We start from the raw sequence: 12463 nt of genomic DNA on the forward strand, positions 1-12463 counted from the left end.
TGAGAAATGACAAGGCATTATCTGGACATTGGTCTTAAGAAATATTACGATCGAGCTTATCAAGAAGTGAAAACTTCAGGGAATGTATTTTGGAGTCTTGATGAAGGGCTTGCTCCATTTCTTGAAGAGATTAATTCAAATGAACATATTCAGACAATATATTCAAAACGTGGCCCCTATATGGGAGGCTTCAAGCTATACAGTTATGTTGCAATAGCATATTCTCAAAAAGTTGAGCTTTCTTTGTTTAGGAACGTCATTCCGATTTTTATTTCCAAGTACAACGAGCTTAGAGACGGTGAATGCATATATGAATATCGAAAACCCTACAAACGCGAGGATAAGGAAAAAGATGTGGAAGTTTTGGATTTAATGTGTATCAAAGATCCCAACTATTTTAATGTGCACCATATCCGTTTGGAACTAAAGGGTATCGGTCATAATACGCACAACGAATTTTGGGTTGACCTAGCTAAGTATCTTTCCGAGATAAAATGATGTATTTGAACGATTACAATACACCTTATTGTCAACCAATTTTTCAAATACCTGTATATCTGATACTTACCATAACTTATTTGGAGTAGTAGAGTACTGAACCCTCTATCCCACAATAAAATAGTCTCCCTTTTTCAATTCGAAATAGTACCGCATCATAATGGAATCCCAATCATCTGGACTTCTTCCAATCTTTTCCTTGACCATCTCCTTGGGCACAATGGATAATTTGCCGTCCTTGTCCATATCCTTCATTTTGACCTGTTCCATTTCAGCAACGACTTGGTCCCTAACAGTTCCAGAATCAACCAATTCGCCGGTTTCCCTAGCCTGTATCTTTTTTGCCATCTCGATGCTGCATTGGCTTTTTAAGTTGGAATAGTTCTGGCCCTTCAAGGGTCTTGAATTGTTCACAAACCCTTTGCACTTCAAATAGTCAACTACGCCTCCCCCAACCCCGTCCTCATCAGCTATGGTATTGGAGAGGCTTATGGAGTGTTCGGACATGATCCGTTTTGCCATATCAACAACCTCGTTTACAGCCCCTATCGGCAGTTCATATCTCTTGGTACATAACCATCCCTCCCATACCCTGAAAACGGTACTGTCCTTCCCAAAACGGGCCACATCAATGGTGAGGTATCTGTTGCCTGTTGGATTGAGGTGTACAGGATTGAAATAGTCATCTATCGCCTCTTTACTGATCAGGGCCGAGGGGTCGTCATCATAAAGCCAGTTGCCATAATAGAGCCTTTCCTTACTATCATTGTCAAGTGACAGCAATCCTTCAAGATATGATGGGTGAAGATGCGGATTGTCCTTAGGCAACGCTTGAACGAATTTCCTGTGTTCCGGCAATGTATTCTTTCGGTCACGTTGGTAAAACTCGTGGTACACCCAGTTTTTTGAAGGGTTGCAAGTACCAAGTATTTTGGGTATCCTCTTGAACTCTTCCAGTTTATAGCGAATCCGGGACTTGACGATCTGCCAGGCTTTATACGTAATTTGATTGCATTCATCAATAAATGCCCCTGTAATCTCTAGGGATCCAAGGGAATCAAATTCTGGGTCACTTGGGTACTGGAAAAGGTCCTTTAATAGTACTTCACTACCATTGCCAAAGAGCAAGTTCTGCTTCTGGGAGTTGTATTCGTATTGATCATTTATTCCAAGTTCTTTTGATAGCTCAAAGAATGTGTTCAAGGTCGTTTCCCGAAGGTTCTTGAGTTTCGACCTGCCCATTAGCCACCTGGTTCCTGGATGTTTCTGGCAGGATTCCATGAGCCAGAGGCACCCCAAGGCCGTTTTGCCACCACCACTTGCTCCGCCATATAGCAGTTCATGGGTCGTGCTGTCCTTGAGGTATCTCACAGCTTCAATCTGTTTCGGCAGTAGCTTCATCACCTCCTAGCGATATTACGTTCATGGGCTTGCTGTCCGAAGTGTGGTCAATATAGGATTGCGACAGCTTCTTTCTTTCTTCATTGGTGGCGATGAGCTTCATAAGGGCCATCTGTAAGGTTGCGTTGTCGGATTCCCTCCACTTTTTTCTCAGTTCCACCTTTAAAGCGATGCGATTTTTGCCCAAAAGGTCTTTTAGCTTGTCCATTTCGTTTGAACCCAGTGGGATGTACTTGTAGAAAGTAGATTTGGAACATGGGAGAAAAGACACAACGTCCTCGATGAAGAAGAGGTTGTGCTTTTCGGTCTCATTGGTTGCCATTTCGAACAATGTTGCGGTATCGTAGGTCATATCGTGTGTTTTAGATGTTCTTTAAGTAGGCGTTGCTCCACTCAATGTAGTCTCTCACATATTCGGGACTGGTGGTGGTTTTTGAATAATTCTCCTCCCTCCAATTGCTCTCGAATACCTGCATTGCCTTTCCTTTTGCTGTGGGGGAAATGTAATTCGATCCCTTGGGCAGTTCGACCACCAAACCTTTCCATTTCTCTACCTCAGGTCTTATGTCATGGATCGGCAGGTTGTGTTTTTCGGAAACAATTGTTGATGTTTCGGCCATGAACTTTGCACGGCGCTCTTCGAGGGTAAGGGAATGTTCCGAATTGTAGTTCTTTGCATTTTCCCAAATTGATTTTGCTACTTCTTTGTTCATATTCTTGCGATTAAAAATTCTTGATTCCTTTTGCACTGGGCCTGAAGCCCTCGCTTGTCACGTTGACCACCTTTAGGATATCGATGGTCCTGTGCCTTGCCTCTGAATTGTGGCTATGGAAGCCCAACTTACCTGCAATTGCCTTGTTCCTGTTCAAAAGCTCTGACAGTTCACGGGCAAATTTCAAGGTCTCCACTTGGGACTCAGTGTTTGCGATTATCTCGTATTTGGATTTTATCTCTTGTTTGCCCTTTTCACTGATGTCCATCCAGATCCCATCGAGTTCCGCATATTGGAGGGTCCTGTATCTGTCTGGAACATAGTAGAGCTTGTTAATCAATCCTTTGGGGTCAATCCCCATGGCCTCGTAATTGAACTCCTCTGTGGCATTTGGGAATGGAAATTTTGGCCTGAGCTTATCCGACACATAATCAGCACCTTTTTTAAGGATTTCCTTTCGTTGTGCAACCGTAGGCTTCTCACCGAAAAATTCATCCACCGCTTCAAAGGCCCCATTGATTTCATCGACCCTTTTCCTTACCTGGTTGGTCACCATTATTATTGAGTTGTGTTCGTGGCCCATGACCGGGCTTTCCATTTCAGCTGTTTCCATTATCTACTTTTTAGTTATTATCTATATCTGTATAGGTCGTCCCTATCGCTCTTGTTCCATAAATGGCTCAACTCGAGTTCCAGGTTACGTTTTTGCTCCTTCCTTATTCGCTCCTGCTCCCTTTCCAAGTACCCTAGCCGTTCGATTATCTGCAGCCTAAGTTCATCACTGTATTTCGAGACAATGAGCAACAGCCCCTTTTTGGTGAGCAAGTATTCTTTCCTAAGCTTTCCCTGTTCATCTATGTACCTATCCTCGTTCCATAGCCGACGCATTTCTGCGTTGGCAACGTTCTTTTGTAGGTTGGTGATTGTTCTAAGCACATCGGAATGCCTCTTGGATACCACATCCGCAAGTATCCTTGAACTTGTGTTCTGCATATTGTTGATTTGGGCCAATCTGTCTTCTTTCATTTTACAACTTGCTTTTTTTCCGCACCTACTAGAGCATTATTTATAACAATCTCTGGACTTCTTTCATGGTATATTCCTAAAGATCCTTGAAAGAGACCACCAAAATGTAGGAGGTCATTTTCCCTTAGAACAAATTCCTTGTCCTTTATTCCTGGAAGAACTAATTCAAAAAGCCTACTTTGTTTTATAAGACCAAGCATAATGAGTTTTGATTTGAAATCCTTACCGCTGGATTCATTACAATTCGAAGGTATATCTGTATCTTTAAGTATCTTATGGAAGGCTAGATTGGAAAGTGTGCTCTTTGAACGAAATTTTGATTTTAATTCCTCAAGCGTTATACCCTGGCGGTACAACTTTTTCCAAATCCTGTAATCGCCCTTGGATAGCCGCTCATTACGGGAACATGCTTCCAGTACCTCTATCCGTTTAGCTTTCTTGCCAATCTGCCTTTCCTGTTTTCCCAATCTTGAGTGAACCCTAACAAATGCACAATAGGTTTTGGTATCAATGAATTTATCATAGACTTTTATTGGGATGAGTTTTCGTCTGTGCAGACATGGCAGATTGTTGCTGCTCCATTTCCTTCCATGCACAGCAATGTTTCCATTGTTATGAATCTCAAGGAGACCTATTTCCAGAAGTATGGGAAGGTGCTTTTCAATTGTTGTGCGGGACAGGCCCGTCAATTCCCTCAGCATTGCGACCGGGCCTTTCTTCCCTACTTTCTTTAATACCACATCCTTTTTGTAGGCGCGGATAGTAGCAAAAGTTGCTATCAGTCCATCACCGCCCAAACGGAAAAGACAGTCATATTCTACATTCGTCAGATACACTCTTTTCATCTAGGAGGCCCGTTGGTACTTTATGGATTTTACTTCTTGGCAGACCCTTAGAAATTCCTTGTCAGGAATTAAATACTTTGTAGAAAACCTTTCTGCCTTGATTCTACCGTCCTTAATGGCATTGATGATAGTCTGCTCACTTAAGGGGGTGACATTGGCCAATTGCTTGGGAGAGTATTTCTTTACCGATACCTCTTCTGGGATTTTTTCTGAAAGTGTGGCAATATCAGACTTTAAAGACTCTATCGCCTTAAGTATTGCCTCATATGGATTGTACATGACCTTGAATTTTTAGTTAAACTCAAGGCTAAAATCCTTATTGGATATAACAATTATCGGTAAAAGGTAAATATTACCTTAATTACCAATACTTTAACGTTTAGGGATAAAAAAGTACTCGTTTTTGATTTCTTCGAAGTCGTCTAGCTCTTTATGTTTGGATAGATTCTTTGCGGTAGTGTATTGGAATTCAGATGATAACAGATCGGAGGCTAATTTTTGTTTGGCAGTGACCAAATATCCTTTTTCCAATAGATCATAGTATAACGCCGTAAGAAATTTATGTGATGTGCGCTGCCCATTGGAGGGAGGGTTCCAAGTTTTTTGGTCTGTGGATATATAATTGTGTTCCTTGAGTAAAGAAATTAATTTGTCATAATCGGACGCATCAAAGAACAAATCTTTGAAACTTTCTGGCGAGTTCACATCTTTGGATTTAAGTAAACTTTTAATGAATGTGGAAACAATAGACCTACTTTTGACCACAACTGATTTATAGGCCTCTTGATTCCCATAGTCTGCAGGGTCCAATAGTTTAGCTATTTGAGCATCAATTTCTTTAAGCCTTGGTTTCAATTGTAATTCGTTAATTTCGGATTGAGTATATCCATCATACCTCATATTCTCAACGATTTTTTGAATCCTTTCTATATACTCGTTTGCAATAAGTTCGGCGCTTCTTTTTCTTTCAATGCCAACCCATTGCCTTTGATGTTCTTCAAAGTATTTTTTGAAAACCTCGAATGGTATGAAATAGCCGCTTGTTGTAGTCAAATTGTGTTGTGAGCTTCCAATTTTATCCACGGAACAGTCATACAGATCCGCAACATGATTTAACACAGCATCAAAGGAATCCCTCCTATTCGACTTTTGTGATTCGTTTTTCCAAAACTCCTCCACTTCTGGATGGACTTTTTCCAAAAGAAAAGTAAATCTTTCCATAGGTTCCATGGAACCCCAATTCACAGAGGCATATTTTCCTTTCATTTATCGTACCTTTTTTAATGGTTCAAAATCCACTTTGAAAACATTGTTCACCGCCTCGGATTTGGCCTCGTCATCCACTTGATAGTATTGGTTAAGCACAGCTATGCTTTTATGGCCGCTGATGGAGGCAATTAACTTGTCGCTAATGCCTTTCCTTTTCATAAGGGTAATAAAGGTACGTCTAGCGGTATGGCTTGAAATGCGCTCGTAGAATGGCATGGTGGAGCGGAGAACCTCTGTTCCCCGGGTCTGCTCCTTGGTAACCATTTCGTCGTACCCTGCCTTTTTGAATACTTCCTTTATGTACTCATTCTGTTTTTGGTTGGCAATCAGCGGAAGGCTGTAATCATATTTTCTCAAAATGTACTGAGCAAGTTCGCTCAACGGTATGTTACGGGCCGTTTTTCCGGAATCTTTCTCTTCTTTAAGAATTATCTCATTACCATTGAACATTTCACGCCTTATCAGTTTGAGTTCACCAAATCGCATTCCCGTGAGGCACGCAAAAACGAAGACGTCCCTGACCTTTTCCAGACGAGCGGTTTCAAACTCCTGTTTCATAAGGTGCTCCAGATCCTCCAACTTGAGTGCCAATTGTTTGGTAACCACCTTGGGTTTCAATTTGAATTCCTTGAAATCCTCCTTGTAAGTATACCCCTCCTTTAGCGCCCAAAAAAGAAATGTCTTTAAAAGTCCCATGTTACGGGAAAACGTATTGTTGATGTGCCCCAATTCGCCCATGCAATAGTCCGTGAACTCAGCATGGAACTTTGAATTGATATTATTGAAGGTGATCTTATAACTTCTTTTGGTTTGGAACCGCTCAAGCGTCCTTTTGATGATCTCATAGCGCATGACGGTACTAGCAGACCATTTCTGGAGCTTTTTGTTGTGGTCAATGAAATTATCGAATGCGTCGAAGAAAAACCTTTTCTTGCTTGGATTCCTCTTAAATGATTTGTCGAACTCATCCTTCAATACCTTGGAGGTAAAGTCCTGGTCAAATGATTTGCACCTTGCCTGTATCTCTTCAAACTTGTCCTTGTATCGGTTAATCTGTGTCGCTATGGAAGATGCAATCTTTGAACGGTTTGATCCATGCCTCAAAGGTTGCCGGTTTTTGAAGTCCCAGCTTTTGGGGGCAATTCTTTCACCAGTTGAATAGACAAATTTTTTCTCTTCATGTTTAAAATAACAAGAGAACAAGATCAATGTTTTATTGTTGGAGTTCTTTCCCCTCCCCTGGGGTTCTTTTAGAAAGAACGTGGATTTTATCGTTGACATAATTCGTTACCATTTAGTTGACAATTTTTTTTAATTGGAATGTCTTAAAATTGAACTGCCAACCACAAATAAATTTACGAAACGACCATATTTAAAGGGTATCCTAAGGTAAAGAGCTATCAAGATTTTATTAACCAATAAAAATTACAATACCCTCTTCCTCCGCAATCAAGCGCAGCTTTTAGCAGCTTAAACAAGAAATCCCGCTAAGTCTACTTAAGCGGGATTTTAGATTTAAGATGAGAATTCTTGAAGAATTCAAAGTTGCATTTGCTGAATGGGAGGTTCGGGACGCATGAAATGAATCCCTCTTCCTCCGCAATCAAGCGCAAGGCTTGAAAAATGAAAAACCGCAGAATCTTATTCTAGCGGTTTTTGTTTTTAAGGTATAGGAATTTGCAAAATGCCAAGGAGATGTTGGAACAAAATACCTCTCCCCCTGCAATCAAGCGCAACTTCAGGCAGCTTAAAAAAAAGAATCCCTTTGATGATTTTGAGGTTTAACATGGACAAACAATCCTTATCATCGATTTTATTCCTATTTTGAGAGTATAGAGATGTGAAATATATTCCTATAAACAAGTTGTACAAACTATGAAAAAGGTAATTGCGATAGTTGTAGTCCTTGCTTTGAGTTCCTGTAACCTTTTCAAAGAGAATGGGATTGATTTTAAAATAGTGAACAGTTCGGAATCCCAAATTACTGATGTAAAATTTTATACCACTGAGAAAATACAAATAGCCGAATTTGATAAAATTGAGCGCAACAAAAGTGTGTCGGATTTTCTATCAATGAAAGACAATCAGGCTGATGGCGAATATGTTTTAGAGTTTACGCGAGCCAATGGAAAAAAGGAAAGCAGTGCTGCGGGGTACTATACCAACGGTGGCTCGCTCAACGGCTGGGTTAGATTTGAAATAAAGTCGGATACCACTTTTATAAAATTCGGCAACTACTAATTATTACACTACTATGTACAACAATGACCACAGGTAATGGCTTGTTCTCACCTATTTCTGAAAACTGCTGGCGGCAGTTCGCTTGGCTGGGTGCCATTGTAGTTTAGTGTCACACCAAAAAAAAGTATTAATCTAGGAGTGTTTCGCGTTAGAGTGCTTCCTTAATTATTTCCTCAACCACTTCGGGATTAAGTAAGGTACTGGTATCTCCCAAGTTAGAGGTGTCCTTACTTGCAATTTTTCTTAAAATTCGCCGCATAATTTTACCTGAGCGCGTTTTTGGCAATCCATTGGTGAACTGAATTTTATCCAACTTCGCAATGGGTCCGATATGCTCTGTAATCACTTGGTTGATTTCCTTCCTGAGGTTATCCTGATCTCGGCCCTCCCCTGCATCTTTCAAGGTAACATAACCATATAGTGCATTTCCTTTTATATCGTGCGGAAATCCTACAATCGCTGATTCGGCCACTGCGGGATGTTCATTGATAGCATCTTCAATGGGAGCTGTCCCAAGATTATGTCCAGATACTATGATTACATCGTCCACCCGACCTGTGATTCGGTAATATCCCACCTCATCCCGAAGGGCACCGTCCCCGGTAAAGTACATATTTTCAAAAGCTGAAAAGTAAGTGTCCTTAAAACGCTGCTGATTGCCCCAAATTCCCCTTGCTATAGAAGGCCATGGAAATTTTATACACAAACGCCCCTCTACCTGGTTACCCCTTATTTCGTTACCGGCCTCATCCATCAATGCAGGTTGTATCCCTATAAAGGGTAGGGTCGCATAGGTAGGTTTGGTTGGTGTGGAAAATGGGATGGGTGTAATCATGACGCCACCGGTTTCGGTTTGCCACCAAGTATCCACAATCGGGCTTTTCTTTTTGCCGATGTTGTCGTTGTACCAATGCCAAGCTTCTTCATTAATGGGTTCTCCCACAGAACCTAAAACCTTTAGGGAACTCAAATCATATTTTTCAATCAGTTCTGTACCCTGTTTTGCCAAGGCCCGAATAGCCGTTGGAGCTGTGTAGAACTGTTTGATTTTATGTTTTTGAACAATATCCCAAAAGCGTCCGAAATCAGGGTAACTTGGTACGCCCTCGAACATCACTGTTGTGGCGCCATTGGCCAAGGGACCGTAAACAATATAACTATGGCCCGTAATCCAGCCAATATCGGCCGTACACCAATAGATATCCTCTTCTTTATACTGAAATACATTTTTAAAGGTGTAAGCGGTATAGACCATATAGCCTCCTGTGGTATGCAGCATGCCTTTAGGCATGCCCGTGGAACCAGAGGTGTATAGGATAAATAAGGGGTCTTCAGAATCCATAATTTCAGGGGAGCAATCCTTATAAGCCTCATCCAAAAGCGGCTGCAGCCAAAAATCACGACCGGATTTCATATTGACTTCGGAATTAATGCGCTTGACCACCAATACACTTTCAACCCCAGGGCACTCTTCCAAGGCCTCATCAACTATTCCCTTTAAATCGATGGTTTTGGCACCCCGGTATGAACCGTCGGATGTTAAAACCATCTTGGCCTCGCAGTCATTGATTCGGGTGGAAAGTGCAGTGGATGAAAATCCGGCAAAGACTACCGAATGTACGGCACCAATTCTTGCGCAGGCCAAAACGGATACCGCAAGCTCAGGAATCATGGGCAGGTAAATGCACACCCGATCTCCTTTTCCAATGCCCTTCTCTTTTAGCACATTGGCGAATTTGCATACTCGCTCATGCAGTTGTCGGTATGTGATATGCTGGGCACCTTCTTTGGGGTCATTGGGCTCAAATAGAATGGCCGTTTTATCCCCCCTTGTTCTTAAATGTCGGTCTATACAATTTTCCGTAATGTTCAGTTTGGCTCCCTCAAACCATTTTACCTCAGGTTTTGAAAAGTCCCAACTCAACACCTTATCCCATTTCTTCCGCCAGAGAAAGTGCTCTTCAGCAATTTCTTCCCAAAACCCTTCTGGGTCCCTTACTGATTTACGATATACCTGAAAATATTCTTCGAAATGTTTTATGTGGTAGTTACTCATTATTGATTATAATATTATTAAACGACCCAAACCAACATTGTGTTCGGTTTCCAGTAAAAAGGGTTCGTTATAATTCATTTTCATCAAAATTAAATTAGCACAATTTAATCGAATTGCAGCTTTTTGCCTCACGGTTTTTGGTTGTTGTTTGCCAAAAAATGAAAAGATTCTTTGTTTTGTCTTAGTATTTCCCCATCCAAGTCTTTTTACAACTTCCAAACTCACTAAATTTGTTCTATCATTAGAAAGCCCGAACAAACGAGACTTTGAATGGATGAGGTAATATTTGAGTTTTTATCCAAGTATATTGAATTGACCGAAGAGGAAAAGAAAATCCTATCGGAACTAAAGTTTATAAAGTCGTTCAAAAAAGGAAGCCTTTTACTAAGGGAAGGAGAAATGTCGAAGGAATGTTTTTTTATCCTTGAAGGTTGCGCTTACAGCTACTATTTGGTAGATGGCGAAGTTAAGGTTACGGAGTTTTTTACCGAAAAACAGCCCATAACCCCAGTTAGCTACACTACCAAAAAACCTTCGGAATATTACTTGGAGTGTTTGGAAGATTGTATCGTATCCATCGGGTCACAGGAAAGAACCGCTGAACTTATGACAAAAATGCCGAGACTTGCTGAACTGGGCCCTGCCTTTCTTGAAGATGAACTCGCATCCCAGCGAATGAAATACGATACTTTCATAAAACTGTCTCCAGAACAGCGCTATCAAAATCTTCAAAAACAGTCTCCGGAGTTATTGGATAGGATTCCACAATATCTGATTGCTAGCTATTTGGGCATTAAACCAGAATCGCTAAGCCGAATCCGTAAGCGGATTTTGAAATAAGAACTTTCCTCTTTCAACACATCTTTCACAGGGGCATTGGCTTGTTTGTCATTTCTTAACCCAAATCAATGAAAATCTGTTTTGAGCACCGCAATTTTGCGCCTCAAAATAAGACAAATGAAAAAACACGAGATTGAAAGGCGGCCCTTGCTATCTACCTTATGGATATTTGTTCTCTTCAACATGATCTTTCGAGACTTGCACCAATTTGCCAATGCGGGTTTTGTTCAAGAACTCATGTCCTTGGAAGTTAGGGAAGAGCTTGTACTCGTTTTTGGGTTCGTCCTTGAGATTCCTATTGCAATGGTGCTTTTATCCCGAATTTTAAGGGACAAGGCCAATAAATGGGTAAACTTCCTAGCTGTTGTCATAACCCTGCTGGGAATACTAAGTGCGCTACCTTCTGCGGATATGGATGATGTATTCTTCGCTGTTATGGAATCCGCAGCCCTTGTCGCCATAATCCTCGTTTCATGGCGACTGCCTTCACAAAGTAAGCTTCGACTTTAAATGCAAAACATGAAAGCGATTGTTTGCACCAAATACGGAGGGCCCGAAGTTCTAAAGCTTCAAGAAATTGACACCCCTATGCCCAAAGACAATGAGATACTGGTGAAGGTTCATGCAGCAACTGTTACTACTGCGGGTCTTATTGGTCGAAAGGGTGAACCCATTTTTACCCGATTGTTCAGCGGGTTATTTAGACCAAAAAACAACATTTTGGGAATGGAGCTTGCTGGTGAAATTGAAGTCATGGGCAAAAATGTCTCTTCTTTTAAAATCGGGCAGAAAGTTTTTGGACTTACAGGCATCACATTGGGTGCCAATGCCGAATACATTTCCCTACCAGAAGATGCCGCCGTGATCACGAAACCAAACAATATGGACTATGAAGAATCCGTGGCTCTTATTGAAGGTGGATTAACCGCATTCAACTTTCTCAAAAACAAAGCAAAAATCCAGCGGGGTCAAAGGGTGTTGATCTATGGAGCCTCTGGGTCGGTCGGAACCGCTTCCATTCAACTTGCCAAATACTATGGCGCCGAAGTCATCGGTGTCTGCAGCGCTTCGAATCTGGCCTTGGTAAAATCGTTAGGGGCCGATCGGGTCATCGATTACACCAAAGAGGACTTTACCCAAAATGGTGAAACCTACGATATTATTTTTGATACCGTCGGTAAGCGCTCATTTCTAGATTGCAAAAATTCCTTGGAGTTAGATGGAATTTATCTCGATACCACGGGATTATCCACCGTTTTGCATATGATATGGACTTCTCTTTTCAGCAAGAAAAAAGCCAGTTTTGCTGCTACCTATATGCGAACTGCCAAAGTACTTAAGCAAGATCTTGCCTCCTTAAAAATATTGATAGAGAAAGGGGCAATACAGTACGTCATTGATAGACGTTATCCGCTTGAGGAAACAGCAGAAGCCCACAGATATGTTGAGACAGGCAAGAAAAAGGGGAATGTGGTCATCGCTATAGATCACAACTTGCAAACCGAACCCTGAAAACACTGCTGCCGCTTACAAACTATTGAGAATTGGGTTTGCCCTTGTTGTTAAATATCGGG

Annotated in this window: 16 protein-coding genes; 5 read left to right on the forward strand and 11 right to left on the reverse strand. The window is 41.3% G+C overall.

Going from position 1 to position 12463, the window contains the following annotated elements:
- The first annotated feature begins 6 nt into the window (after positions 1-6).
- Positions 7-498, forward strand: coding sequence for a hypothetical protein (locus tag EW142_RS04125; RefSeq protein ID WP_130610044.1), 492 nt, complete (start codon positions 7-9; stop codon positions 496-498).
- A gap of 105 nt (positions 499-603) precedes the next feature.
- On the opposite strand, the gene EW142_RS04130 is transcribed toward EW142_RS04125, so the two are convergent.
- The 9 genes from EW142_RS04130 to EW142_RS04170 all read right to left on the reverse strand — a co-directional run bounded on the left by EW142_RS04130 (position 604) and on the right by EW142_RS04170 (position 7033).
- Positions 604-1899 carry a phage terminase large subunit gene (locus EW142_RS04130; RefSeq protein WP_130612469.1) on the reverse strand — a complete coding sequence of 432 codons (1296 nt, stop codon included), beginning with the start codon at positions 1897-1899 and terminating at the stop codon, positions 604-606.
- On the reverse strand, positions 1874-2251 hold the full coding sequence (locus EW142_RS04135; protein WP_130610047.1) for a hypothetical protein: 378 nt from the start codon (positions 2249-2251) through the stop codon (positions 1874-1876). The genes EW142_RS04130 and EW142_RS04135 overlap by 26 nt, the downstream gene beginning before the upstream one ends.
- Positions 2252-2261: 10 nt before the next feature.
- Positions 2262-2612 carry a hypothetical protein gene (locus EW142_RS04140; RefSeq protein WP_130610050.1) on the reverse strand — a complete coding sequence of 117 codons (351 nt, stop codon included), beginning with the start codon at positions 2610-2612 and terminating at the stop codon, positions 2262-2264.
- Positions 2613-2622: 10 nt separating this feature from the next.
- Positions 2623-3225, reverse strand: a complete 603-nt coding sequence (locus tag EW142_RS04145; protein WP_130610053.1) for a hypothetical protein — start codon at positions 3223-3225, stop codon at positions 2623-2625.
- Between the two features lie 17 nt (positions 3226-3242).
- The gene (locus EW142_RS04150; protein ID WP_130610056.1) at positions 3243-3638 is read right to left on the reverse strand and encodes a Rha family transcriptional regulator; all 396 of its coding nucleotides are present in this window, start codon (positions 3636-3638) and stop codon (positions 3243-3245) included.
- A complete protein-coding gene (locus EW142_RS04155) occupies positions 3635-4435 on the reverse strand; it encodes a hypothetical protein (RefSeq protein WP_130610059.1) in 801 nt (266 codons plus the stop codon). The genes EW142_RS04150 and EW142_RS04155 overlap by 4 nt, the downstream gene beginning before the upstream one ends.
- 48 nt (positions 4436-4483) lie before the next feature.
- Positions 4484-4762, reverse strand: coding sequence for a DNA-binding protein (locus EW142_RS04160; protein WP_130610062.1), 279 nt, complete (start codon positions 4760-4762; stop codon positions 4484-4486).
- 93 nt (positions 4763-4855) lie between these two features.
- Positions 4856-5749: a hypothetical protein gene (locus EW142_RS04165; protein WP_130610065.1), complete on the reverse strand. Its 894-nt coding sequence runs from the start codon at positions 5747-5749 to the stop codon at positions 4856-4858.
- Entirely contained in the window at positions 5750-7033 is a 1284-nt protein-coding gene (locus tag EW142_RS04170; protein WP_240740155.1) for a tyrosine-type recombinase/integrase, read from the reverse strand.
- 594 nt (positions 7034-7627) lie between these two features.
- On the opposite strand from EW142_RS04170, the gene EW142_RS04175 reads away from it, so the two are divergent.
- A complete protein-coding gene (locus tag EW142_RS04175; RefSeq protein WP_130610068.1) occupies positions 7628-7993 on the forward strand; it encodes a hypothetical protein in 366 nt (121 codons plus the stop codon).
- Between the two features lie 148 nt (positions 7994-8141).
- Here the strand turns inward: EW142_RS04175 and acs are convergent, their stop codons facing one another.
- Together acs and EW142_RS04185 are read right to left on the reverse strand one after the other, a co-directional pair.
- Positions 8142-10049 (reverse strand): acetate--CoA ligase, encoded by a 1908-nt coding sequence (acs, locus tag EW142_RS04180; RefSeq protein WP_130610071.1) that lies wholly within the window; start codon positions 10047-10049, stop codon positions 8142-8144.
- A 6-nt stretch (positions 10050-10055) separates the two neighbouring features.
- Entirely contained in the window at positions 10056-10268 is a 213-nt protein-coding gene (locus tag EW142_RS04185) for a hypothetical protein (protein WP_130610074.1), read from the reverse strand.
- A 51-nt stretch (positions 10269-10319) separates the two neighbouring features.
- Between EW142_RS04185 and EW142_RS04190 the strand changes: the two genes are divergently transcribed.
- The 3 genes from EW142_RS04190 to EW142_RS04200 all read left to right on the forward strand — a co-directional run bounded on the left by EW142_RS04190 (position 10320) and on the right by EW142_RS04200 (position 12401).
- Positions 10320-10889, forward strand: a complete 570-nt coding sequence (locus EW142_RS04190; RefSeq protein WP_130610077.1) for a Crp/Fnr family transcriptional regulator — start codon at positions 10320-10322, stop codon at positions 10887-10889.
- A gap of 117 nt (positions 10890-11006) precedes the next feature.
- Complete coding sequence (locus tag EW142_RS04195; RefSeq protein WP_130610080.1) at positions 11007-11399, forward strand: DUF6326 family protein; 393 nt, start codon at positions 11007-11009, stop codon at positions 11397-11399.
- A gap of 9 nt (positions 11400-11408) precedes the next feature.
- Positions 11409-12401, forward strand: coding sequence for an NAD(P)-dependent alcohol dehydrogenase (locus EW142_RS04200; protein ID WP_130610083.1), 993 nt, complete (start codon positions 11409-11411; stop codon positions 12399-12401).
- Positions 12402-12463: the final 62 nt, after the last annotated feature.

The sequence above is a fragment of the Flagellimonas allohymeniacidonis genome (genome assembly GCF_004296335.1).
Classification (GTDB): Bacteria; Bacteroidota; Bacteroidia; order Flavobacteriales; family Flavobacteriaceae; genus Flagellimonas; species Flagellimonas allohymeniacidonis.